Annotated in this window: 13 protein-coding genes; 3 read left to right on the top strand and 10 right to left on the bottom strand. The window is 51.6% G+C overall.

What is annotated here, in order from left to right; genetic code table 11:
• The first annotated feature begins 542 nt into the window (after positions 1–542).
• Both CHH67_RS23945 and CHH67_RS27140 read left to right on the top strand, forming a co-directional pair.
• Positions 543–1802, top strand: a complete 1260-nt coding sequence (locus CHH67_RS23945) for an MFS transporter (protein ID WP_095267885.1) — start codon at positions 543–545, stop codon at positions 1800–1802.
• A 238-nt stretch (positions 1803–2040) separates the two neighbouring features.
• The gene (locus tag CHH67_RS27140; RefSeq protein ID WP_095267884.1) at positions 2041–3858 is read left to right on the top strand and encodes a protein kinase domain-containing protein; all 1818 of its coding nucleotides are present in this window, start codon (positions 2041–2043) and stop codon (positions 3856–3858) included.
• 65 nt (positions 3859–3923) lie between these two features.
• Here CHH67_RS27140 and CHH67_RS23935 read toward each other — a convergent pair whose 3' ends face one another.
• The 8 genes from CHH67_RS23935 to CHH67_RS23900 all read right to left on the bottom strand — a co-directional run bounded on the left by CHH67_RS23935 (position 3924) and on the right by CHH67_RS23900 (position 21420).
• Positions 3924–7610: an S-layer homology domain-containing protein gene (locus tag CHH67_RS23935; RefSeq protein WP_095267883.1), complete on the bottom strand. Its 3687-nt coding sequence runs from the start codon at positions 7608–7610 to the stop codon at positions 3924–3926.
• A gap of 252 nt (positions 7611–7862) precedes the next feature.
• On the bottom strand, positions 7863–12443 hold the full coding sequence (locus tag CHH67_RS23930) for a S8 family serine peptidase (protein WP_095267882.1): 4581 nt from the start codon (positions 12441–12443) through the stop codon (positions 7863–7865).
• A gap of 325 nt (positions 12444–12768) precedes the next feature.
• The gene (gene ligA / locus CHH67_RS23925; protein ID WP_095267881.1) at positions 12769–14781 is read right to left on the bottom strand and encodes an NAD-dependent DNA ligase LigA; all 2013 of its coding nucleotides are present in this window, start codon (positions 14779–14781) and stop codon (positions 12769–12771) included.
• A 347-nt stretch (positions 14782–15128) separates the two neighbouring features.
• The gene (locus CHH67_RS23920) at positions 15129–16808 is read right to left on the bottom strand and encodes a glycoside hydrolase family 13 protein (protein WP_095267880.1); all 1680 of its coding nucleotides are present in this window, start codon (positions 16806–16808) and stop codon (positions 15129–15131) included.
• A 46-nt stretch (positions 16809–16854) separates the two neighbouring features.
• Positions 16855–18354, bottom strand: a complete 1500-nt coding sequence (locus CHH67_RS23915) for a glycoside hydrolase family 32 protein (RefSeq protein WP_095267879.1) — start codon at positions 18352–18354, stop codon at positions 16855–16857.
• Complete coding sequence (locus CHH67_RS23910; RefSeq protein ID WP_425320455.1) at positions 18354–19181, bottom strand: carbohydrate ABC transporter permease; 828 nt, start codon at positions 19179–19181, stop codon at positions 18354–18356. Before CHH67_RS23910 ends, CHH67_RS23915 begins: the two co-directional genes overlap by 1 nt.
• Entirely contained in the window at positions 19178–20059 is an 882-nt protein-coding gene (locus CHH67_RS23905; protein ID WP_095267878.1) for a carbohydrate ABC transporter permease, read from the bottom strand. Before CHH67_RS23905 ends, CHH67_RS23910 begins: the two co-directional genes overlap by 4 nt.
• 83 nt (positions 20060–20142) lie before the next feature.
• On the bottom strand, positions 20143–21420 hold the full coding sequence (locus CHH67_RS23900) for an ABC transporter substrate-binding protein (RefSeq protein WP_244908314.1): 1278 nt from the start codon (positions 21418–21420) through the stop codon (positions 20143–20145).
• A gap of 292 nt (positions 21421–21712) precedes the next feature.
• On the opposite strand from CHH67_RS23900, the gene CHH67_RS23895 reads away from it, so the two are divergent.
• Positions 21713–22705 carry a LacI family DNA-binding transcriptional regulator gene (locus CHH67_RS23895; RefSeq protein WP_095267877.1) on the top strand — a complete coding sequence of 331 codons (993 nt, stop codon included), beginning with the start codon at positions 21713–21715 and terminating at the stop codon, positions 22703–22705.
• A gap of 361 nt (positions 22706–23066) precedes the next feature.
• On the opposite strand, the gene pcrA is transcribed toward CHH67_RS23895, so the two are convergent.
• Both pcrA and pcrB read right to left on the bottom strand, forming a co-directional pair.
• Positions 23067–25415 (bottom strand): DNA helicase PcrA, encoded by a 2349-nt coding sequence (pcrA, locus tag CHH67_RS23890; RefSeq protein WP_095267876.1) that lies wholly within the window; start codon positions 25413–25415, stop codon positions 23067–23069.
• A 52-nt stretch (positions 25416–25467) separates the two neighbouring features.
• Complete coding sequence (gene pcrB / locus CHH67_RS23885) at positions 25468–26157, bottom strand: heptaprenylglyceryl phosphate synthase (protein WP_095267875.1); 690 nt, start codon at positions 26155–26157, stop codon at positions 25468–25470.
• Positions 26158–26203: the final 46 nt, after the last annotated feature.

Here is a 26203-nt window from a genome sequence, read left to right as displayed (position 1 = left end):
GGAAGGAATCTCATGCCCGAAGGTCATGAGGTGTTCCATCAACGACCACCCAGAGGATGATCGATCTCGTCAGATCGGGGTTCCACTCGGCTGAGCGAATCCAATCTGTCGAGTATTGTCAAGAGCGATTAAGCTCATTTAGAAGCTAACGTAATTTAAACGTTACTTTATCAATTGACGTGTTCCATTTGTTCAGTTTTCAAAGAACTTGATTTTGCGCGTCCCTGATGAATCCTCATCAGCAGCGCAGGTTTATATCATACCAAGATACCAACCTTATGTCAACACCTTTTTTTCAATGCCATCCAAACTAGCAATAAAGCATATGAAAAAAGCGACAGTTAGTAATATAGCATGGAGACGAAAAAATAGCAAGCCCTTTGCCAAAATATCTTTTGCTTGCAGCCAGCGCTGAATCTCGGTTAATGAATCCCTTTCGGGATTTTGTTGAATTCCCCATTGATTTCAATCCGAAAAGGTTTTAAGGTTAGGTCATCCGTGTTCTTATATTCAACAACCTACATAAGAAGGGAGTTTCATATATGGCGGACAGAGGCGTCGCGCTTGATAAAGCTTCATCTCCTCCCCCCAATCCTGCAACGGGAGGTGTCCAGCAGGCAACCGTATACCGAATACTGCTTGCCATCAGTTTTGTGCACTTGTTCAACGATTCGATCCAATCGGTGATTCCTGCCATTTTTCCTATATTAAAAGATAACTTATTGCTCACCTTCACCCAGATTGGCTGGATTTCATTCGCTATCAATTTCACTTCTTCCATTATCCAACCGGTGATCGGGTACGCAGCAGACCGCAGACCCACCCCGATCCTGCTGCCTATCGGCATGTGCTTTACGTTTGCCGGCGTATTTCTGCTTGCCTACGCATCAACGTATGCCCTGGTTCTGTTAGCCGTTATTCTGATCGGACTGGGTTCAGCCACCTTCCATCCGGAAGGCATGCGGGTAGCCCATATGGCTGCCGGGATGCGAAAAGGATTGTCTCAATCGATCTTCCAGGTGGGCGGGAATGCTGGCCAATCCCTGGCTCCGCTGCTGACCAAATTCATTTTCGTTCCTTTCGGCCAGGCAGGCGCGATGTTCTTTACCTTTGTTGCGGGCGCAGGCATCCTTGTTCAGAGCTACATCGCCACGTGGTATGCCGGCATGCTCAAGGCAGGCTACACCTTCAAGAAAAGAGCAGCCAACAAAACGATCAGTCCTGCTCGCCGCAAAAGCGTGCGAAATGCCACCATCGTTCTCGTTGTCCTCGTATTTATTCGTTCATGGTACGGGGCTGCCATTAGCAGTTATTATGCTTTTTATCTGATGGACACATACCGGATCTCTTTAGAAAACGCTCAGATTTACATCTTTCTGTTCCTGGCTTCCGGCGCGATAGGCACCTTCTTCGGCGGGCCGCTGGCCGACCGTTACGGCAGACGCAACATGATCATGTTCTCCATGATCGGGACAGCTCCAATTGCACTGATACTCCCGTTCGTATCCTCGTTCTGGGCCGGGGTACTGCTGGTTATTAGCGGCTTCGTGCTCCTGTCCAGCTTCTCGGTGACCGTTGTCTATGCACAGATGCTGCATCCCGGGAATATCGGGACGGTATCAGGACTAATCACAGGCTTTGCCTTCGGCATGGGCGGCATCGGGTCACTCGTTCTCGGAAATCTCGGTGACGCATGGGGCATTGATCACGTGATGATTGCCGTCGGATTCCTTCCGCTCCTCGGCTTCCTTGCCTGGCTGCTGCCAACAGACAGCAAGCTGGATGAATGGGCAAGCGAGTAACTATATGTCTAAGATAAGGCTAAGAATAAATTGATGACCCTTAATTAAGCTTGAGATACTATCCACCAAAACACTCAGCATCCGCACACCAATGCGGGTGTTTGGGTGTTTTTTCATATTTCCTGATAACCACCAATCCAAACATAGATTTCTGCCATGAGTTAACCTATATTCTTTCACTCTCTTGCTCAACAGGCATGGTATACTGATAAAAACGAGCCACAGTAGGAGGCAATAGATGAAGTTGCATACTACAGGCCGAGAAAAAGGAACTAGCGAAATGTTGGAAATCCCAGGATATACGATCACAAGTATCGTCTACCAGGATTCACATCTACTGGTAGTGTATGCCCGTTCAGAACGAACCGGAAAAACCATGCTCCTAAAAGTCGTTAAAGAGGGCGTACGAACAACAATCGAAAACGCGAAGCTTATTCATGAATATCATTTTCTCAAAGATCTGAATATGGATGGGCTGCTGAGACCCGTATCCTATACTTTGCTCAAAACGATGATGGTGCTAGAGTTTCACCCTATCCATGCTATTACTGCCAGGGAGTATGTACGAAGGCACGGCGCATCTCCTCTAAAGTTAATACAGATGCTAGATCGGGCCGCCTACCGTCTGCATGAACTCCATTCACACGGTATTCTTCATCTTAATATCAGGCCCGATACTCTCCTGATCCAGGAAAGCTCACAGGACGTGTATTTGACGGGCTTCGGATACGCCGCACGCCAGGAGCAATTGGAGCCGAACGGTTATGGGAGCCTGGAAGGCAACCCTGTCTATATGTCTCCGGAGCAAACCGGAAGAATGGCTCATCAGTTGGATGCAAGGGCCGATATCTACTCACTTGGTATGACGTTCTACGAACTGTTATGTCAGAGGCTTCCTTTTGCTGCCCAAGACGCTTTGCAATGGGCTCACGCCCATCTAACCTTGAAACCTGAGCCCTTCCATGATGTAAACATCCCTCTATGGATAGCCGAGCTCATCATGAAGATGCTGGAAAAAGACCCGGATGACCGTTATTCAAGTATGAAAGACATTATGGAATCAATTAAACAAAATCAGTTAGCTGTTGAGAACAAGATAACTACATCGCTATACAAAGACGATGCCACGAACCAAGTCTCCTCCGAATCGATTCTGGTTCAACCGCCGCAACAAGCATTCGCTCTCAAAACAATGCAGAAAACCGACCAGGCCTTAGGCGGAGCAGGTTCCATGCCCCTATCCGGACATATAGCCAATTATCCGCAAGTGCTGGAGTTAGCCGCTGTGGTTCAGGCCTCACATATTTTCACTATGGAAACGGAGATGAAGCGGGTAGCTGAAAGCTTTATGCAGCTGTTAGTCATGAATGCCGGCGCTCATTGCGGATTCATGCTGATGCAGCAGGACGGAACCTGGCATGTGGTGACTGAAGCAGAATTTGATGGCAGACAGATGAAGACCGCATTCAGGAATAAACCACTTGAGTCCGCCCATCGGATTAACCGACATTTGCTTTATCAATCGGCAGAAACGAAGGGGGTTGTGTATGGACCCGCCGCGGCACAGGGAGAGGGCTTTATCGAATCTAAGGCAAATGTTCCATCTCGCACACCAAAGGGATCTGTACTTTATCTTCCCGTAATAACTCAGGAGCAGCTTCTGGGCGTATTATATTTAGAAAACGAGATGACCGCAAAAGCGTTCGTACCCGAGCGATTTCCCGTCTTGAGAAACATTGCCTCCCAGGCATTATTCGCCATCAAAGCCAGTCTTCATTCCAGCCCGTCTCCTTCCGGGCCCCGCCTCCAATCTGCAAGCCCGCAGGGGGCAGGACATACCTACGATTTAACGGCAAGGGAGAAGGAAGTGCTTCGTCTGGTCTCGAAAGGTCTATCCAATAAAGAGATTGCAGCAAACCTCACCCTCAGTCAAGAGACGGTCAAGACCCATGTTAAGAAAATCCTCGAAAAGCTGAACGTTGACCGAAGAGGAAAAGCTGTGGCGGTGGCCAATACGCTCGGTCTGCTTCAGGAGGATAATTCAACATACTATTGAAGCCCCCTTTCGGAAAATTAAAAAGCTTACATTAAGGCATAATCCTTAAGTAAGCTTTTTTCATTTTACTTGCGGTGCTCTTGAGTTAGGATAAAGCGGTATATAACTGCGGCCACCTCGGCTCGTGTTGCATACCCCTGAGGCAGGAAGCGATCATTAGGATAACCGTTCATCATCCGACTATCAATGAGGGCAGATACATGTTCACGTGCCCAAGCTGAAATGGAGCTCTGATCCTTAAAGGATAGCTCTCCTGGATCGGAATCACGGGAAAGAATGCCCGCTTGCTGGCCGGACCTAGACAGCATGACAGCCATCTGCTCCCGGGTGATTGGATCATTGGGACCGAAGGCCCGGCTGCTGTATCCTTCAACAATTCCGTGTTCAACTGCAGCATTGATGGCGCTGCTAGCCCAATGATCGGCTGAATCGGTAAAAGGAGCCTTACCTTCTCCGTCCAATTGAAGGCTGCGCACGAGCAGTGTAACAAATTCCGCCCGGGTAACCGGAAGGTCAGGCTTGTAAGTCCCATCAGGATATCCCTTCACCAGCTCCCGATCATATAGTGCTCGTATTGCCACTTCTGCCCAGTGTCCAGAAATATCATGCAAGGCCATAGGTTCTTTACCTGCGTCAGGGACCGTTGGTTCAGGAGGCGTTTCTTCCGTTCCCTTTCCAGGAATCGGCACTTTAGTCCCTCCATCCCCCTCTCCCTTATCAGCAGCAGGCGGACCCGACCAGGTGCCTCCGCTTCCCGGCCAAGGATTAGGCCATTCCGAATCTCCTTTATCAGGCAGAGGCGTAACAGTAACGGTTCGAATTACTTCCTCGGCCTCATTCCCTGCGCGATCAGTTACTGAATATTGAAGTATATATTGTCCCGGTTTCGATGAATCCACTTGACCTGTAACCTGGATACGATCCGTGACGTCACCATCCATATTGTCACTTGCAACCGCTCCAGGATCAACAAAGTCAGTATGTTGAACTATCGTAATGCTGGCATCACCAAGCAGTGTAATTACAGGCTTCTCACGGTCAATATTCGTAATTTCCAGCTGCTTCAACGCTTCATTGCCAGCATGATCCCGTACATAATAAGTGATCCAGCCATTGTCATGGACCTCCAGCTGATCACTCCACAGGTCACCTCCGTGGCTGAAATAAGCCTTATCAAGCTGTCCATACGCAAGCTTCCGATCGACAATCGGGTTCGGAGCATAAACCGAAGCCGTAACCGTTACATTATCTTTCGTCGGTACAGTTGGGGAGGCTGCAAGCTGAATGACAGGCTTATCCTTAAATATGTTATGAATTTCAATCATTTCAATCTGCTTATTTCCCGCAGCGCTCTCGGCATATATGGTATACCATCCGTTTAACTCCGCCTCAAAGCCTCCGTCAAATTCGGTCCCCTGCGTGCCAAAATAGGATATCGACCGCTGCCCCGGCGCCCATTTCATCGCGGCTATCGGACTGAGGGTACCGTAAACGTCAGCCATCACAGTAACGTTCTCATTGGTTGGCAGATCGGTGGAGATCTGCAGATGCACGATCGGCAGCTGCACATCAATATTATTCACCTTCAGACCCCTCACACTCCCGTTACCGGCAGCGTCTTCCGCATAAATCGTATAATCTCCGTTAATATCAACGAGAAATACGTCTTGGAATGGTTTCCCACCGCCTTGCTGGAAGTATACATCGTCCTGCACACCGGGCGCCCACTTCATTCGAGATACCATCCCTGAATTGTCAGTGGCATCTGCCTTTACCTCAACAGACTGGTTTGTCCATGTATCTGGGGTCAGTATCGGCTCCAATATGACCGGCTCTTCTCGATCGATGCGGGTAACCTCGATAACAGCCACATCCTCATATCCGGCATTGTCTTTGATATAAACGGAATACATCCCGTTGCTGTCAACTGTAAAACTCGTACCCGCCAACAGAGTCCCTTCATTTTCGAAATATTGGGAATCCCGCTGGCCGTAGGCCCATTTTTGAACAGAGATACCACTTCCATTCCCCGTAATATCGAGCTGAATGCGAACGGGCATATTCGTCCAGCCAGGATTGCCGAGAGATAGTTGAAGACTCGACCCATTGTTATAAATATTAGTGATTTCTACGGTCTCCAACTGTTCATTCCCAGCTTTGTCCCTGGCATAAATCGTGTATAACCCGTTCTCCGAAACCGCGAAATTCGCACCCTGCACCTCCGTGCCACCTGTGGCAAAATAAGAGGCCTGCTGCTGTCCAGCCGCCCACTTCACGATATCGACTCCGCTTTCCTGATCAGAGACGTCGACCGTAATGACGACATCCTTTGCGGTTGGTTCGATTGTAGAAGGTGTCCACGAAATGGCCGGCGGAATGTCGTCCAGATTATGAATAGCGATCTGTCTTGTCGCTGCATTTCCTGCATAATCTTCGGCATAAACGGTATAGTCGCCATTGCTCGTTACATTAAAGCTGCCTCGAAAAAAGTTTCCCCTGCGATTTTTAAAGAACGAAACAGGCTGGACGCCCGGAGCCCAATGCGTGAAGTAGATTCCGCTCTCATGATCCACGGCATCTGCTGATATGGTAACCACTGAAGTCCAATCCGTCGGAGAAGAAGACAGGTTCAAGGAAGGCGCGATACGATCTATATTTGCAATTTCAATGGACTGTACCGTTTCATTTCCCGCTCGATCTTTCGCATACCAGGTATACCACCCGTTCTGATATGCAGTTATAACTTTACCTGAAGCCAAGTTGCCCCCGCTTCGGAAGTATGCTGCATCGAGCCGGCCTTCTGCCCATTTTTCGACTTGAATTCCACTCCCAAGATCTTGCGATTGTACGTTAATGATCACGTTATCCTGCGTCCAATCCGATGTGGATGGCGTAAGTGTTACGGAAGGGGGCGTATTGTCAAAAAGCACAGAGCTTCCGTCAGTCGTTGCCGTTAAGGTCCTGCCTTGGCTTCCATCCTCGTATTCTACGAGGAAATCTATTATCCCTTCAGGAGTTGAGGGACCTAGTGTAACAGTGGCCCAAGACTCGGTTAAGTCCGCGTTCGAGCTGGCCGTCACAGCCTGTCCAGCTATACTTAGGCCGGTCAATCGCCGCGATGGAAGAGAAGTAATTCTAAGGGTCACCTCATCGCCGGCTTTGGCATAGGTGGGATCCGCCCCATTAGATCGAATCGAAGCGCTCCGAATAGGGTCCACATTAAGTGTGTAAGTCTCTCGGGAGCGACTGTAATTCAAGGCCCTACCCTCGCCAGCCCAGGTCGTTGTATAGTAGCTCAATGTTGCCCATAACGCATTGGCCGGCACTTCAGGACCACTTAATACATTGACTCCATCAACGCTGTACGTATATTGCTGGTTGGAGATAAGCTGATTCTCGCTGAAGGACCCATCAAAATTGCTTAATGTCAGCCACTTTACATCGGCAGGTATTTCGTTCCAGCTGCTAATCTTTTTCTTCTCGGTTGTAACACCGTCCCGGCTGTAATAAATCTCGGCTCCCTCCATGTAAATCACCATGAACGTAACCCAGCGTGCGTCCGAAGGAACTTGACTAATGTCTGACAATGACTTAATGCTTGTCCCGTCGCTGTAGATGTGGAGCACCGTGGATACTCCTCTAGGATCATAATAAACGGCACCAATCGTTTCGGCCTGTACATTAAACGCAGATGCCTGATCCTTCACTGGTATGACCAGTGTACTCAGTAGCAATGGTACAATCATGGCCATTATCTTAAATGCTTGTGCTGCAACACGTTTAATAGCTCTTTCCCTCCTTGCGTCATATTTGCGGTACACAAAATCACCCCAATTCAGACTGCATACCTAGTAAAATAGTATCTTTTGCCCAGACCAAGATACATCCCTCATAAGAGGGATATTTGGTGAGATGAAGCGTTCCTGCCCCATTCATAGGGGCATCCCCAGAAAAAAACAACAAAAACCCTGATATCAGGGTCTTTGTTGTCTCGCTTTAAAGCTTCAGATCTTATCCAGATACTCGAGCAGACGGTATACAATCACCGATACCTGCGCCCGGGTCGATGTTTCTTCTGGAGCAAACCGGTTGCCGTTCATCCCTTTGATCAGTCCGTTGTTCACGGCAAATGCTACCGCCGCCTGAGCTTCAGAAGCAATCGAGCTGGCATCCACGAAATTCAGCGGTCCGGTGCCGAGCTCTGCGCCAAGCGCCCCTGTGATCATGACCACCATCTCTTCACGCGTCAGTGCGGCACGGGCTCCCGGCTCCTGGCTTCGTTCTTCCCAGCTGATGCCAGTCGCAAAAATTCGGTCAAGCAATGTCGCGAACTCGGCACGCGTGATCGTACTGCTTGGAGAGAATCGACCAGCTCCGGTGCCGTTCGTAACGTGATGAGCTGCTGCAACCTCAATTTCTTGCTGCGCCCAGTGTCCGGAAATGTCGTTGAAGGTCACATTATTCTCTGCCGCGATGTAGCTGCCAGGAGAAACGATCTCGATGCTGATGATGCCTCGCGCAGAAGAGTGCGGCAGCCCTGCATACGTCAAGGTCCCCTCAGCCGAAACCGTGAAGATGCCGACCTTGCGAGCGTCCTTCACCGTACCGGGATTATAATGCAGCGAGAGCAAGATCGGCTGATCCAGCTCGCCTTCATGCTTGAGCACAAACGCAGGTGTCACCGTCGTCAGATTGGAGTCATCGCTGCGCTCGATGCCTGTATAGGCTGCCGTGATCCCGATTCCTCCGCCGGAAACCGCAAACTCATTCAATGAATCTGCCGGCAAAGTCAGCGTAAATCCTGCACCTTCAATCACCAATGGCTTGCCGGACTCCTTGATGCTATCCGCTGCTGCTTTACTTAGCGTAAATGTAAAATCACTGTATTTCGCAAAATCAATCTTCGAAACATCCAGCCGCACTTCCTCACTTTCCGCAGCCAGTTGTGCCGTCACTTCATTCTCTAGCAATTCAATCGTAGCCGAAACCGATTCGTCAGCATTCTTCTTCTCGGTCACCCTGGCATCTCCGATCCGTTCTGGAGCCGGTGACGGGACAGGAGCTGGAGCGCCGCCCGCATTGGAGCCACCGCCGCCACCGCTGCCGCCACTACCGCCGCCACCCGGCGCACCCGGACTACCCGGACCAGGATCGCTAGGTCTACCCGTCACCTGAACCGAGGCGGACGCCTTGCCTTCGAACCCTTGGCGATCCTTCACAGACAGTTCGACGACGTAATTGCCATTCGCAAGCCCGTCAAGCGCGATGCGGAAGGAACCGTCCTGTTCCACATCAAAGGTTCCCTGCTTCACCGATTGGTTGCCGCGTTTGATGGTATAACGGGCATCCAGCCACTCACTCACATCCAGCTTCAGCGCCCATTCATCCCACACGGCAGGTGCCGCTGTGACGTACAGGTCGTCAATCGTTCCTGTCAGCACCGGCTGGCTTCCGTTAACAGGAGCATCCGCTTGAATAACCGGCGCTTCTCTTTTCACAAAGAATGGTATCGAAGCATAGTCACCGAACGCTCGGCCATTAGTTCCCAAAGCTGCAATCTCAATGGAGTAGAGCCCATCTTCGATTTCACGCTCTTCCTCGGTCTCGTAGTCGATATATTTCCCGTCCCAGCCAATGCTGTAGGCGGTATTGGCACCAAACGACCCCTGAGCACCAAAGATTTGACCGATAATCCCGTCTTTATCCTTGCCGGATTCGGGATTTAAACTGTCGTACAGATCTACAATGACAATCTCCATCGGATTATAAAATTCAAACGCCAGATTGATCTTATCCAGCTCCCGGAATTGATCCAGCTGGAAATGCGGTAAAAATGCTTCGGTATCGCTATATACCTTGGTGTATTTAATGCCCGTCATCTCCAGATTGAAGAAAGCGGCAAACGGAACGGAATAGGACTGCGAACCATTGCTCAAGGTAATATATCCGTGATGCTCATACACACCGGAGATGCCCTCCGGAACCTCGATCGTGACGGTCAATTCCTCTTGACCGTTCAATGTAAAGGACGTCTTATCGACAGTGACGGACACCCCCGGCGTTTGTTTGAATGTGCGCACATCCACCGTGTACGCTCCGCCTCCGGCTGGCCCCAGCTGTTCAACCCTTATTTTTTTGCTGATCGTCTTGGACGTCAACCCTGTGAAATTGCCAAAGCTGATGCTGCCCGTAATATTGTCATGTTCGTTTCTCACACCATATTCTTCGTAAGACGTCTTATCGAGCACCTTCACCAAGGCTTCTGCCTGAATCGATTTCAGCGCCTGCACCCGGCCCGCTCCTTGGTCGATCACGTCGTACGTTGTTGTATCCAGTACCTTCGCGTTGTTCATCAACGCTACTTTGACATCAAACGGACTCCAGTTTCTGTTCTTCTCCACCAGAAGCGCAGCCAGCCCCGCTACATGCGGCGCAGCCATACTCGTTCCTGTAAAACGGTCATACGCCTGTTCGTAATCCGCTTGCGGATCATCTCTGCCGTAGGCAGGGATCGAGGACAGGATGCTCGTTCCTGGTGCAACGACATCCGGCTTGATATCCAGCGTTTTCTTGGCCGGTCCGCGAGAGCTCGAGCTGTTGATGTCATCACCCTCAATCTGAATCCGGTCAAAATCAGTGAATCGAACCTTCAATCCAGGATTGGCCTCGAGCAGCGCTTTGACCTGCTCCCCATCCTGTTTGGTCATTCTGGCCGTAGGGATGAAGAAAAAGCTGTCTCCAAGAATAGCGACCGGATTGGACTCATCCACATTGTTGTATATGATCGCTCCCGCCGCTCCTGCCACTCGGGCAGCTTCAATCTTGTCCACAAACGGGATCACCCCCCGCTGGATTAACGCAATTTTGCCCGTGGCGTCCAGTCCTGCAAAATCCTCAGGATAACCAAGACCGGCGAATACCAATTCATAATCTCCCTGCAACACATCAGCAGGATCATGAGCCAGATTCCAGGCCATAAAATCAATATCGTAGGTCGCAGACACTACGCTCACCGGCGCCGGTGCAGGCGCGATTGCAGCAGCGGCAGCTTCGAGCGCTGCTTCATCTGCCGCCTCGGCTAAAGAATGATCCGTTGCCTCCGCGTTATCACCAGCCTGCTGCAGGTTCGCGCTGCTCTCATCAGACCCCGCAGCCGCGTTATCTTCTGCCACGTCGCCGTTCGCTACTTCTGCTGCTTGAGCTTCAGCGCTTCCGTCAGATCCAGCGGCGATCTCAGCCGGGGCATCCCCCTGCCCTGCAGCTTCATCCTCTCCAGGAGATGCCTCCGGAGAAGCGTCCGCATTCGGAACCGCCGGCTCCACACTACCGGACTGACCAAGCTCCGCCGGAGCCTTGCTTCCATCAGTCTGCGGCAGATTCAAATCCGGATCATCCTCCGTGAAAAAGTACGTCGTAGCGGTAATCTGATCGCTTGGACCCGTTGAGTTGCCCACCGAAATCGCAAACGCAGACGCGGCCGGCGATCCCAGCGTCCAGCGAGCCGGACCGCTGTTCCCGGCAGAGACGACCGGCACGACACCCGCGAGCGCGGCATTATTCATCGCCACGGACGTAATATAATCCGGATCATTGCGCGAGTTACCAAGCGAAAGGTTGATCACATCCATCCCATCCGCAACCGAGCGGTCAATCCCGCCCAGCACCCAGCTGGAATATCCGCTGCCGTACGGGCCCAGTACGCGATAAGCATAAATCTCGGCTTCCGGCGCAATGCCGACCACCCCGAATTCCCCGGCTGGGCGAGCCGCAATCGTACCCGCGACATGCGTGCCATGGTCCGTCCAGAAGGTTCTTCCGTTGGCATTCACCGGTGGACGGTTCTGCGGATCATTCTCCCAGTCAAGCGGCGTTGCTTCATAAGGATCATCGTCATTATCAACGAAGTCGTATCCGCCTTTATAAGCATCTATTAAATTAGGATGGGTGTAATCGATGCCTGTATCAATAACCCCCACCTTAATGCCTTTTCCTTTGTAACCCAGATCCCACACCTCAGGAGCTCCGATGTAAGGCCCGGTATCCTTCATATAAGGGCTAGCCTCGCCCTTCTTCGGTTCAACCTCAACTTCCAGATCCGGGTATACGCCAAGCACCCCCGGAATTTCCAGCAGCTCTTCCACCTGGCTGCCTTCCACCTCAAGCGCCACCCCATTAAAAGCATGGCTGTACTGATTATGAATCTCAAATTCAATATCATTTGCATTCAAAGTACGCTCAAAGCTCTCCTGCTGCTTCTGTACCTGAGCTTCCACTCTCGCTTCAGCCGATGTGGTAAATGACCGGCCGGAAAACGTGGAGATCCCCTTCGCCAAAGCGACAGGCTCCTCAGACAATTCAACAATGACATGAACCGGACCAGACCCGACATTCTCCAATGCTTCATCGAGTACAGGCGACTGGGAAAGCAGAGCCCGTTCATCCAGAATCCGTTTAAGCTGCAGCGCTTCCTCTGCACTTAATCCCTGTTTCAGCTCAATCGTTGATGGTGCAGCGCCTGCTGCCGGGATGATCAAGGACAACAATAACAGTAAGCTAAGCAATGTAGACAACACTTTTTTACTCAAGGCTTCGCCCCTCCCCAATAAATGACTTGCAACCTATCGTCCGGGTCTGAATGCATCATGCATATCGTCAATGATTCGCATCCCTCCTTTGTCAACAAAACTGACCCAAGGTAAATAATTCTAGATAGAAAATAAAATATCCTTTATCGTTTTTTAGCTTTGTGTAGCATAAATTGACATCATATGTCGATATATATAACCATTAATTATGTAGAATGATGTAAAAAAAGAAAGGACCCGCACCGTCGAGGGTGGGATCCTTTTCCATATTCGAAAAAACTTATCGCTAACACATCGTTATCGTTGAAGGGATGAAGAAGACGCTCTATTCGTTCAACAGCCGCACAAACTCTTCTTCATTGTCGATAATATCAATCCCCAGCTGCTGCGCCTTCGCCAGCTTGCTTCCCGCCCTCTCCCCGGCAATCAGCAGATCGGTCTTCTTCGAGACGCTGCCCGTGACCTTCGCTCCTAACGCCTCCAGCCTCGAAGTCGCCTCATCGCGTGTCAGCAGATGCAGCGTACCGGTCAGCACAACCGTCTTGCCGCTGAAGAAGGAGTCGCTGGTTACTTGCTGCGGCGCTTCCGGCGCTTTCGCCTGCACGCCAAGCCTCAGCAGGCGTTCAATGCTGGCCTGGGCGAATGGATCGGCAAAGTAACCCGCGATGCTCTCGGCCACGATGCCGCCAATGTCCGGCAGCTCGACCAGTTCCTCGGCCGTCGCCTCCATCACTCGATGAAGATCACGATAGTGATCCGCCAGCATCTTGGTGGTAGACTTCCCGGTGTTCGGAATGCCCAGCGCGAAGAGGAATGAGGCTAAATCCCGCTCCTTGCTTTTCTCAATGGCATCCAGCAAATTCTGGGCTTTTTTCTCACCGAACCGTTCCAGCTTCAGCAGGCTCTCAAACGAAAGCTCATACAAATCTGCCGGCTCTCGCACCCCGAGCTCATCATACAGCTGGATCGCCGTCTTGTCGCTGAACGTCTCGATATCCATCGCATCCCGCGAGGCAAAATGCGTAATCCGCGCGATAATCTGCGGCTTGCAGCCGGTTTTGTTGTTGCAGAACAAATGCGCGCCGCGCTGCTCCAGCGGGAATCCGCACGCCGGGCACTGTTCCGGGTACACAATCTCCTCCCCGTCGTTCTCCTCGGTCACCTTGCCGAGAATTTCAGGGATGACATCGTTGGAGCGGCGGATAAACACCCGTGTGCCGAGTGCGAATTTGAGGTTCTTGCGCTCGATATCGCCGATATTGTTCAGGGTACAGTTCTGTACGGTGACTCCGGCCAGCTCGACAGCCTCCACTCTGGCAAGCGGGGTGATCTTCCCGGTTCGGCCAACATTCCAGGTGACGGACTGCAGCACCGTCGTCGTCTCTTCTGCCTCAAATTTATAAGCGACCGCCCAGCGCGGGAACTTGTCCGTGTAACCGAGCACCTCTCGGGTGCGAAAATCGGTAACCTTAACAACTGCGCCATCGATCAGATAGTCGAGCTCGGAGCGCCGCTTTTCAATATCCGCAAGCTGCTCCATCACATCATCAAACTGTTCGAAGTAGAAAATATACGGATTCACCTTGAACCGGTTCTCTTGCAGGAACGCCATCATTTCCCGATGATCCTGAAAGGAGATGGCATCGGAATAACCGATATTATAGAAGAACGCGCTTAGCTTCCGCTCTGCCGTCACTTTCGGATTGAGGTTGCGCAGGGCGCCTGCGGCAGCATTGCGGGCATTCTTGAGCGGCTCTGCCGCCGTCTTGTTGTACTCCTCCAGCACGGACAGGTTCATAATGCCCTCGCCCTGAACCTCGATCGTCCCGCCGGTATAAGGAATGGTCAGCGGAACGGATTTAATTGTCTTCACCTGTGGCAGAATGCCTTCCCCCACCGTACCGTTGCCGCGGGTGGAAGCCTGGACAAGCTTGCCGTCCTTATAGGTCAGGTTAAGCGTCAGTCCGTCAAACTTCAGCTCAAGCGCGTAGCACGGGCTAGGTAGAGGAGTGTCCGGATTCTTCGTGTTGTAGTCGTTGACAAGCCGGACCACACGTTCATGCCAGGTGCGGAGCTGATCGATATTCTGCGCTTTATCGAGACTCCATAGCGGAGCCAGATGACGATGCGGTGTGAAGCCCTTCAGAATCTCTCCGCCCACCCGCTGCGTCGGCGAGTCCGGGAGGATGATCCCCGACTCCGATTCGAGTGCCACAAGCTGATCATACAGCGCATCATATTCCTTGTCGCTGATCAGCGGCTCGTCGAGTGTGTAGTAATGATAGTTATACTTGTTCAGCTCCGCAATGAGCTCCTCCATTGTTCCCTTGACGTCCATGCAGGGGCAAGCCTCCTTCAATTTACTCATGTATCCCGATTGATTGAACTCAAAAAACCTCCCGCCCCATAGCGTATCATCGCCAGGGACGAGAGGAAGTTTCCCCGTGGGCAGATTCATATTAACATCGGTTGATTAGCCAATATTATATCGAATCCTGCACTTTGAAGTCAACGGCTGCCCTCGCCTCAAACAAGGGACAACCAGGGGTGTTCCGAGAAGTATTCGAAGATCCTGCAAGCCGTTCTATGGGTTGCAGCCATTATCCATTCTGGCCGAGCAGCGCTTGCTCTACCTGCGGAAATAGATCACCGTAATATCTCCATAGGGTGCTCTATCATGTGATCTTATGTTGCAGCTGCCCATCTGTACACTGCAGCCTCATAAGGCCGCAGGCTTCCTTGCGCCTCTGTCTCATAATTGGACAACACCCGTTCTCCGCCTGCCAGCGTCTCCGTCAGCCCAGCCCACTCCACGCGGTCAGCGGTAAAATTGCAGACAACGATAAACGTTTCTCCTTCATGGATGCGCCGGTACATGCCGATGTCCGCGGAATCTTCGCAAAGCTCCTCATAGAACCCGTACACCAGCGCTGAATACTGACGCCGCAAGGCGATCAGCTTCCGGTAGAACTGGAGCACCGAGTGCTCATCCCGCATATTGTTCTCCACATTAATCTCGGTGTAATTAGGGTTCACCTTAATCCACGGCGTCCCGGAGGTAAAGCCCGCTTCCCGATCAGCATTCCACTGCATAGGTGTCCGTCCCTGGTCGCGGCTACGTTTGCCGAGATAGTCCAATATCTCTGATGCCGGCCGGCCCTTGGCCGTCTCCTCTCGATACAGATTAAGACTGCTGATGTCGCGGTATTCATCGATTGAATCAAACGGGCAGTTGGTCATGCCGATCTCCTGCCCCTGATAGATAAACGGCGTCCCTCGCATCAGGAAATAATACGCCGCCAGCATTTTGGCCGACAAATCACGGTATTGTCCATCATCGCCGAATTTGGATACCGAACGGACATGGTCGTGGTTCTCCAGAAACAACCCCATCCAGCCGTGCCGGTTGGATTCCCGCTGCCACAGAGACAATGCCTCCTTGAACTTCTTCATATCCCAGTCGGTGAATTCGGCTTTGCCTCCGGGCTTGATGTCGAGGTCGACATGACTAAACTGAAACAGCATCGTGAATACGCCGTCCGTTTCGTCAACAAAGTCCCGGATTTGCTCCAGCGGCACGCCCGGCGCTTCGGCAACCGTAATTGCGCCCCGCGGCTCCAGCGCTTCCTGCTTCAATTCACGCAGGAAGTCGAGGATGCCTTCCTGATTCAGGCTGGCCTGTTCCACCGGCGCGTAACGTCTGCCATCTGCAGCAGCAAGCTGCGGGAACGCCGGATTTTTCTTAATATACGTAATCGCGTCCACCCGGAAGCCGGCAATGCCCTTGTCCATCCACCAATGGATCATGGAATAGAGCGCTTGCCGCACTTCTTCATTCTCCCAGTTCAGGTCCGGTTGCTTCTTCGAGAAGCAGTGGAGGTAATATTCCCCGCTATTCTCGTCGTATTCCCAGGCCGACCCGCCAAATGCACATTCCCAGTTGGTGGGTTCCGCCCCCTCATTCCCCGGGCGCCAAATATACCAGTCCCGTTTCGGGCTGTCCTTCGAGGAACGGGACTCGATAAACCAGGCATGCTCATCCGAGGTATGGTTGGCAACCAAATCCATCACCAGCCGGATGCCTCGTTTGCGCGCCTCCTCCAGCAGTTCATCCATATCCTCCATCGTGCCGTATTCATCCAGGATGCCGTGATAATCGCGGATGTCATATCCGTTATCGTCGTTCGGCGAATCGTAAACCGGACTTAACCATAGCAAATCGATCCCCAGGTATTGCAAATAATCGAGGCGTTCCGTAATGCCGCGCAGGTCGCCGATGCCGTCTCCGTTCGAATCCTGGAAGCTGCGCGGATAAATCTGGTACGCCACACTTTCCTTCCACCATTGTCGTTTCTGCTCTCTCATCATGAACCTCCGTCCCCATTCCTTCAGAGAATCAATGCATCTATCATTACAGCCAGCAGCTGTTCATCTCCCATTTATCCAGTTGTTCCACAACGGCAGAGCCGTCGCCAAACAACACGATGCGGTCCGAGGCTTCGCCTGGATAGAATCTGGCACTCATCGCCAGCTCGCCATCGCCCACAAATATTTCGGCGCAGGACTGATCGATAAAGATGCGCAGAACCAGTCGCCCATCCCGCAACTGCACCGGGGCCTTGCGAACTCCCCCTGGACCCTGTCCAGAACGCGTGCGGTCCAGAATCAGTTTCCCCTCCCGGCCGTCATAGGTCAGCACTGTTTCCTCCGTGCCGTCTTCGCTGCAGCCGAATTTCAGACCGAACACCGAGCCTTCTTCTGCACGAACCTTCAGTTCCAGCTCCAGGCAATGCCCGCGAACACCTTCCAAGTTCACTTCATTTATTAGCGTGATGTCATTATACGCAATGATTGCTCCCCGCAGCTGGGAGAGCTCTGGATGCGGCATGCTCAGTACCTGATTATCTTTCATCGTAATAACTCTAGGCATGGTCATCATGCCCGCCCATTGATCAGCCTTCTCCGGCATCTCGTCATCCCACATGGACATCCAGCCTACCATGACCCGGCGCCCTTGGTCGTCGAGCGTAGTCTGTGGCGCGTAAAAGTTAAATCCATAATCCAGCAAATGAAAATCACCATGTTCAAACGTGCCGCGCTCTTCATCAAACTTCCCTACGAGATAGCCCGATTGGCTTTTGTTGTGGTACAGATCGCCCTCCGGTGCCATCCCCTCTGGAGAAATGATAAGCACATGCTTATCATCCAAGGCAAACAGATCAGGGCATTCCCACATGTAACCCAAGCGTGCGTCCCCTTGCGCCAATATACTGACAAACTCCCAATCCAGCAGCGTAGAGGAACGGTACAGCAGCGCCTGCCCCCGATCACTGCGGCTTCGCGAGCCCAGGACAAAATAGTAATACTCGCCTTGCCGCCACACTTTCGGATCTCTAAAATGATTGGGATGGATATCCCCCGAAGGTGCGGACGAGATCAATGGATTTTGCGGCACCTTCGTGAAAGTGACACCGTCCTCGCTGACCGCCGCGCACTGCACCTGCTGCAAATCGCGCGTCCAGTCCGATCCGGTCCAAACGTTCCCCGTATACAGCAAATACAGCTTCCCGTCCTTCTCCATCGCACTCCCGGAAAAACAACCGTCCTTGTCATAGTCTTGATCCGGCGCCAAAGCGGTTGGCATATGCTCCCAGCGAACCAGATCCCGGCTTTTCATATGCCCCCAGTACATGTTCCCCCACTTGGGAGCGTATGGATGGTGCTGATAGAACAAGTGGTATTCGCCTTTGAACCGGCAAAAACCGTTGGGGTCGCTCAGCCAGTTGGCCGGGGCAGACACATGATACTTCGGTTTCCAGCGGCTCGCTTCAGCCGCGGGTCTCACCTGCTCCAGATACGCTTCAGCCCTGGCGATGGAATCGTTCGAAAAATCCATTGGTTTATATGACATTATTTAACTGCTCCTTCAACGACACCTTGAATAATTTGTTTTTGCATAAAGAGATAAAATATGATGACCGGAATGATGGACAATACAAGGGCTGCCATGGCCACGCCATAATCCGATGTATATTTCCCGAAGAAATAGAACGTGGACAGCGGCAAGGTTCGATCCTCTTCCGAGATCAGCACGAGTGACGGCAGAAGGAAGTCGTTCCAAATCCACAGTACGTCCAGTATCGCCAGCGTCGTCGAGATCGGCTTCAGGATCGGGAATACCACCTGGCCGAATACCCGGAATTTCCCCGCGCCATCGATCAATGCGGCCTCCTCCAACTCCTTCGGGACCCCTTTAACGAAGCCATGGTACATAAATGTAGCCAGTGAAAGGCCAAAGCCGAGATAAAAATAAGCCAGCCACCATTTGCTGTTCAGCATGTTCAATTCGCCAAAAATCGACACAAACGGAATCATGACCGCCTGGAACGGAATGATCATCGACGATACCAGAATCATCAGAATGTAATTATTGATTTTCCAATTCCAGCGGACTAGAAAATAAGCCAGCATCGCCGATAATACGATAATCAGAGCGACTGAGAGCACCGTAACGATCACGGAATTCATCAGCGCATGCGAGAAATTCATCGTCATATAGGCCTCTTTGTAATTCACAAAGCTCAGTTCCGTGGGCAGGCCCAGCGGATCTCGCACAATATCCAGACGTGATTTCATGGAATTCAGAAAAATCATAAGCAGCGGAAAAATAAACACGGCCAGAAACAGCAAACTCACAATAAACAAGAGAATTCTTTTTCCCGTTTTGCCGCTCATCATGCTTCCACCTCCACCTTTTTCATCGCTCTAACCTGAAGGATGGCAATTAAGGCGACAATCAAGAACAACACAAACGCCTTCGCCTGGCCCGGTCCATAATTTTGATAAACAAATGCCTCGTTATAGACATGCATGGCAATCATCTCTGTTGAACGGTATGGTCCGCCCCGGGTCAGAGACAGGTTCGTATCATAAACCATGAAACTGCGCTGCAATGTCAGGAAGAGGCTGATTGTAAAGGCAGGCACCATCAGTGGAATGCGAATCCGCGTCAGCTGCTTCCAGTAGCTGGCACCGTCCAGGTTAGCCGCTTCGGTCAGCGAAGCAGAGATTCCCGTAAGACCAGCGATATAAATCAGCATCATGTAGCCCGCATTCTGCCATACACCAACCACGACGAGTGACCAGAATGCCGTGCCAGGATCGGCAAGCCAGGATGATGAGAATATGCCAAGGTTAAATTCGGTTCCCAAGTATACAAGGACCCGGGTGAAAATAAACTGCCAGACAAAGCCAAGAATAATTCCGCCGATCAAGTTCGGCGTGAAAAATCCGGCCCGGAAAAAGTTCTGGCTGCGCAGCCCGCTGGTGACGAGCAGAGCAAGGCCAAAGCCAAGCACATTGGTCAACAGCAACGTAAAGAGTACGTATTTCAGCGTCAGCCACATCGAATCCCAGAACACGGAATCCCGCAATGCCACGACATAATTGCTTAGACCCGTAAATTCATAACTGCCGGTCCCGGTCCAGTTTGTCAGTGTCATGAATAAACCTGCCAAAAAGGGCAGAATGACAACTGTAAAAAACACAAACAGCGGCACAGCCGCAAACAGCCCGAACACCTTCAACTTCCCTAACCAAGTTTTCTCGTTATACATGTTTGTGGACGCTCCTTCAAGAAGGGTTCTCAATATACAGCAGGGGATAAGCCAAGTGGCTTACCCCTCCGAATCATGCGGTTTTATTCCTTCGTCTTCCAATAATCTTCAAATTCCTTCGCAACGCCAGCCCGATCCAAGTTGTCGGTCAAATACTTCTGCAACGACGCTCCCATCGTTGGGAAGCCGTCTGGCGGGAAGTACAGGTTCATCCACTCCAGCGTCCGTTCGTTATCCATGTAATACAACACGGATTGAGACAGACTGTCTTCCGGCTGGATCTGGAAATTCGTGAATGCTGGGATGGCACTGAATTGGTTAACGTAATAATCTTGACCTTTCTCACTGCCGATCATCCAGTTCAGGAAGTCCTTAGCTGCAGCTTGTTGTTCAGGTGTGGACTGTTCTTTGTCAATCGCCCAGTACAAGGAAACACTTGCGGAAATCTGACTGTTTCCATAATCGTCAGGGTTATTGCTGATCGGCACCGGCAAGAAGCCATACTCTCCGTCCGGATCAGCTTCCTTGATTTGCGGATAAGCCCAGTTGCCCATAAACCACATGGCAGCTTGACCATCGGCCAGATACAGCGGCGCTTCGTCATATTGAGCCGCGAGCGGCGCGTTCTTCGCCGAGTTGTACGCTTTCATCAGATCGAACGTATCCATCCATCCGTTAAACACCGCGTTGTTCTCGAGGTCAACAGCACCATTCTTGATCTCCTCAAGAAACTGATGGCGCTCATCGCGGTCAGCAGACTGATTCGTGAACATAATGTTGGCAAAATGGGCACCAAGCGACCAATCCAACGGGCTGACCGTTATCGGAGCCATTCCGCTCGCTTCAATTTTCTCGAAAAGCGCTTTCAAGTCATCGACAGTTCTTACGCTGTCTGGATCAAAGCTGCCGCCGCTCACTTCATCCAGCACAGCCTTGTTATAAATAAAGCCAAATGCTTCAACAGCCATCGGCATTCCTAATACCTTGTCGTCAAAGGTGGCATAGTCCAGTGTGCCTGCTGACGCATGCTGTACCCACTCCTGATCCGACAAATCGAGCAACTTGTCCTGCATCAGCGGCAATTCCTGGCCGATACTGATCACAGTCGGAGCATTGTTGGATGCATACAGCGTTGACATTCTCTCATATCCATTCGCCCCGGCTAACGGAATAATCGTTACCTTGGCCTGATCCTGCAGCTCGTTGTATTCCCGGACCATCTCTTCGAACGGCTTAGCAATTTCTTCCTTGCCGACCAACACCGTGATATCTACCGGCTTGTTGGATGTTGAATCTCCTGTCTGACCCTCTTCATTCGCCTTTCCGCCTCCCCCGCAAGCCGACAAAACTGCTGTAAGCATGATCGTGGCAAGCGATAAAGACGCCCATTTCCTCATTTTCATGTGTCTTCCCCCAATCTGGCATTTTTAAGTTAGATTGATGTGAGCTCATGCCTATTATATTACTTTTAGATTTTATGTCAAACGTTTTCACATAAAAAACTTCTTTATTTTAGGTGTTTTATTATGCCGTTGTGGCGTATATGACATAATTATGTGGTAACGTTAACACAATCATGCTATAGTTGAAAAAGGAAATACACCATCACTCTAGAATTAAAAAATAGGCTATAAACTAAAAAAGGATGATCATATGACAAGCATTAAAGATGTGGCCAAAAAGGCCGGGGTTTCCGTCACCACTGTATCGCGGGTCATCAACAACCGAGGCTATATCAGCAAGGATACCCGCAAAAAAGTCGAGTGGGCTATGCAAGAGGTTGATTATCATCCCAATCAAATTGCCAGGGCCCTGCAAAGAAGCCAGACCTTTTTCATCGGGGTCATTGTTCCGGATTCCAATCATCCGTTTTTCTCCGAATTGATTAAATATATTGAGATTCTGGCCAATGAACGAAATTACAAAGTGCTCGTATGCAATTCGCTCGACGATCCCGAAAAGGAAGCGAATTATATCAACATGCTCCGGCAAAACCAGGTGGACGGAATTATTATGTGCAGCCACACGCTGGATATCGAACAGTATAAGAAGGTTGCGCTGCCTATAGTATCATTTGACCGAATGATCTCTCCCAACATTCCGTGCATCGGTTCAGACAATTATCGCGGGGGCGAGTTAGCAACCGAACACTTGATCAAGCAGGGCTGCAAGAAAATACTGCATATCTCGGGGCCGCTGGATCTCGACATGCTATCTAACCGGCGGGGAGACGCCTTTATTCTCACCTGCATGAAACATGGCGTCGAATACGATTTCATTCAGGGAGCCCGCAATAAGCTGACCTTCGACTATTTCTGGGATTTCATCACCCATGAGCTGTCGTCGGTTGAGCTGACCGGATATGACGGGGTATTCTGCAGTAATGATATCGTGGCCTACGCACTTTATATCTATGCCCAACAGCAAGGAATAAAAGTCCCTGAGCAACTAAAGATTGTCGGGTATGACCATCACACCTTCACCCGCATGCTGCAAAATCCGAAATTAACCACGATCAAACAACCGATCGACCGTATCGGACGGCTGCTGCTTAATACGCTGATCCAAATGATCGAGAAAGAGCCCGGGGACATTAATAACACCACAATTTTGGATGTGGAACTGGTTGTCGGGGAGACGACTTAACTGAGGGCGAGTTCGCACCACGCGCAGCTCCCAGGGTGCGGAGTTTCGCTGCATGATGCGGTCGGTCGACCATATGCGGCTATGTAGGCCTATGCCATGGTGAGCCGAAATTTAGGGGGAGACCTGGCTTGTTCCGAGCTACAGTAATACGGTGGGATAGATTGGATTGGGGCCGATTACATGCGTGCTCATCGTGTTGAGCGATATGCTATGGGATGACAGTCACATCCTGTCATGCGTCATACCAGATATGGATGCAAATATAAACAGGGAAGTGCCGCATCGTCGCGCACTTCCCTGTTTAACATTCCCTATATAATAGGGTCTAGTGTCCGTTGTGTCCGTTCATCTACGTGGCTTACTACTCCACCTTCGTAATCGGAGCAAATCCGGCTAATAGCCGCTTCACACCGACCGGTGCCGGGAAGGCAATCTGCAGCTCCATATCATTGCCGGAGCCCTTCACCGATACGATCGTACCTGTTCCCCATTTGCCATGGGCCACTTTATCGCCAGCCTTGAATTCCCCGGCTCCCGAGCTTTCCCCGGCTTTCTGGTGGGCCGCCCCACCGGTCGTGACCGTTACACGGCTGTTCGGAGCGGCTGAGCGAGCTGGGGCAGAAGCTGTACTGCCGCCAAGCGAAAGATCACGTGCTCGATTCCCTCCGCCAAAGTTGCTGCCACCGCCGCTGTTAAACCCACGGCCGGCGTATGAGCCGCCAAGATTGCTGCCGCCACCGCGGCGATAGCGGTCATGCGCCACCTGCGTGTCCTCCTTCAGCTCATCCGGGATTTCATCCAGGAAGCGTGAAGGCGGGTTGGCCGTCGTGCGGCCGAACAGCGTCCGCATGCGGGCACAGGACAGGAACAGCTGCTTCTCCGCACGGGTAATGCCGACATAAGCCAGGCGGCGCTCCTCTTCCAATTCCTCATGATCCATAAAAGCCCGGCTGTGCGGGAATACCCCTTCCTCCATGCCAATAATGAACACATACGGGAACTCCAGCCCCTTCGCGCTGTGCATCGTCATCAGCACAACCGCATCGCTGCGATCCTCTTCATCATCATTCATCGTATCGATATCCGCGATGAGCGCAAGATCGGTCAGGAAGGAGACCAGCGACTTGTCTTCGTTATTCTTCTCAAACTCCTGCGTGACCGACAGGAACTCGTCAATGTTCTCAAGGCGTGACCGGGATTCGATCGTATTCTCGTTCTGCAGCTCCAGCCGGTATTCCGACATTTCCAGCATTTTTTCCGTAAGCTCGGTAACGGACAGGAACTCCACCATGCGATTCAGCGCGGAGATCATATCATAGAAGTTGACCAGCGCATTGCGTGTACGGCCTGCAAAACCAAGATCATCGACGATTTCCAGCACGCGGTAGATGGACATCCCCCGCTCTGCCGCCGCCGTCGCCAGCTTGGCTACGGTCGTGTCCCCGATGCTTCGTTTCGGCACATTAATAATCCGGGTCAAGCTGATATCATCATCCGGGTTGGAGAGGAGGCGCAAATAAGCCAAAATATCCTTAATCTCTTTGCGATCATAGAACTTGATGCCGCCGACAATCTGATACGGAATGTCCGACTTGATCAGAATTTCCTCGATGACCCGGGACTGCGCATTGGTGCGGTACAAGATGGCGTGATCCTGATAGCTTTTGCCTGCGTTGACGTTCTTGCTGATCTCCGAGGTGACAAAATACCCTTCATCATGCTCCGTATCGCCGCGGAACACTTTGATCTTCTCGCCTTCGCCCTGCTCGGTCCACAGCTTCTTCGGCTTACGGCCCGTATTCAGGTTAATGACCGCGTTAGCTGCATCCAGAATGTTCGAGGTCGAACGATAGTTCTGCTCAAGCATAATCGTCTTCGCTTCGGGATAGTCCTCTTCAAAATTGAGGATATTGGTAATATCCGCACCCCGCCAGCGGTAAATCGACTGGTCACTGTCCCCCACGACGCAGATCCGGTGATGGCTGTCCGCCAGCATCCGGCAGAGCATATATTGGGCCCGGTTCGTATCCTGGTACTCATCCACATGGATGTACTGGAACTTGCGCTGATAGAAATCCAGCACCTCAGGCTCTTCCTTAAACAGCTGGATCGTGGCCATGATCAGATCATCGAAATCGAGCGAGTTGTTGCTCTTGAGGCGCTTCTGGTATTCGGTGTACACCTGGGCCACAATGCTCTCAAAATAGTCCCCAACCTTCTGTTCATACTGCTGCGGGGTAACCAGCTCGTTCTTCGCGGCACTCATCGCCGCCTGAACGGCCTTGGGCTCAAATTTCTTCGGATCAATGTTCAGGTTCTTCATCACATTGCGGATGACCGACAGCTGATCGGTGGAATCCAAAATGCTGAAATTGGAGGTGAATCCAATCCGTTCAATATCTCTCCGCAAAATACGAACACACATCGAGTGGAAGGTCGATACCCAAATATCCTGGCCTTCCCTGCCGACAAGCTTGGATACCCGCTCCTGCATCTCGCGCGCGGCTTTGTTCGTAAAGGTGATGGCCAGTATGCTCCACGGCGCCGCCTTGCGCGTAGCAATCAGGTAAGCGATCCGGTGTGTCAGCACCCGCGTCTTGCCTGAACCGGCTCCGGCCATGATGAGCAGCGGTCCGTCCGTAGCCTCCACGGCTTGGCGCTGCTGGGGATTGAGACGCTTGATCGCCTCATGTATGTCAATGGAAAACATAGAGCTTGCCTCCTAGCATAGGTATAGAATAGAAAATAAAAACAGGTCAGGTTCAGCCTTTCACCGCTTTGACGGTATCGAGCGCCTGCTCCAGATTGTCGTACACGATATTGCCAACGACGATGGTATCCGCAGCGGCAGCTGCTTCGGCAGCCTGTTCCGCGTTCGTAATTCCCCCGCCATAGAACAGGCGAGCCTGCTCCAAGCTCCTGCCAACGGTCCGCACGATGTCCATATCGCCAAAAGTGCCGCTGTACTCCAGATAGAGGACCGGCAGCCGCATCAGCTTGTCCGCAATCTGGGCATAGGCGCTGACAGCGCCAGCCTCCAGAGACACATCGGCGCCGGTCAGCTTGGCGACCGCAGCCTCGCCGTTCAGGACGATGTATCCTTCGGTTACAATCAGCTCCCATGGTATCATGTATCCGTAGCGCTCAATGCCTTCCCGGTGCCGCCCCATGATCCAGGTGGTATCCCCGGTGTTCAGAATCATCGGAACCATATATAGATCAAAGCCTGGCACAACCGCTTCCAGATCGGATACCTCCTGCACGCATGGCAGCTCATAGCGGCGAATTCGGGACAGGAGATCCACGGTATTTTCATAGGTGACTCCGGTGGAGCCGCCTACCATAATCGCATTCGTGCCTGACATGCATACCGCTTCAAGCGTGTCATCTCCGATCTCCTTGTCGGGATCCAGCTTAAACACATGCCTCCAGGATTGTATCAAGTCTTTCAAGCGTCATACCTCCACGTTCTTCAGTAGCTGGTGATGGGGATAAGTT

Source organism: Paenibacillus campinasensis, assembly GCF_002272015.1.
GTDB classification, from domain to species: domain Bacteria; phylum Bacillota; class Bacilli; order Paenibacillales; family Paenibacillaceae; genus Paenibacillus_AQ; species Paenibacillus_AQ campinasensis.
This window is presented reverse-complemented; position numbering and strand designations above follow the sequence as displayed.

What these genes read in the sequence shown, in the direction of transcription:
- CHH67_RS23945 (WP_095267885.1), top strand. Translation starts at nt 543, where the DNA reads ATGGCGGACAGAGGCGTCGCGCTTGATAAAGCTTCATCTCCTCCCCCC.
- CHH67_RS27140 (WP_095267884.1), top strand. Translation starts at nt 2,041, where the DNA reads ATGAAGTTGCATACTACAGGCCGAGAAAAAGGAACTAGCGAAATGTTG.
- CHH67_RS23935 (WP_095267883.1), bottom strand. Translation starts at nt 7,610, where the DNA reads ATGGCCATGATTGTACCATTGCTACTGAGTACACTGGTCATACCAGTG.
- ligA (WP_095267881.1), bottom strand. Translation starts at nt 14,781, where the DNA reads ATGGACGTCAAGGGAACAATGGAGGAGCTCATTGCGGAGCTGAACAAG.
- CHH67_RS23920 (WP_095267880.1), bottom strand. Translation starts at nt 16,808, where the DNA reads ATGAGAGAGCAGAAACGACAATGGTGGAAGGAAAGTGTGGCGTACCAG.
- CHH67_RS23915 (WP_095267879.1), bottom strand. Translation starts at nt 18,354, where the DNA reads ATGTCATATAAACCAATGGATTTTTCGAACGATTCCATCGCCAGGGCT.
- CHH67_RS23910 (WP_425320455.1), bottom strand. Translation starts at nt 19,181, where the DNA reads ATGATGAGCGGCAAAACGGGAAAAAGAATTCTCTTGTTTATTGTGAGT.
- CHH67_RS23905 (WP_095267878.1), bottom strand. Translation starts at nt 20,059, where the DNA reads ATGTATAACGAGAAAACTTGGTTAGGGAAGTTGAAGGTGTTCGGGCTG.
- CHH67_RS23900 (WP_244908314.1), bottom strand. Translation starts at nt 21,420, where the DNA reads ATGCTTACAGCAGTTTTGTCGGCTTGCGGGGGAGGCGGAAAGGCGAAT.
- CHH67_RS23895 (WP_095267877.1), top strand. Translation starts at nt 21,713, where the DNA reads ATGACAAGCATTAAAGATGTGGCCAAAAAGGCCGGGGTTTCCGTCACC.
- pcrA (WP_095267876.1), bottom strand. Translation starts at nt 25,415, where the DNA reads ATGTTTTCCATTGACATACATGAGGCGATCAAGCGTCTCAATCCCCAG.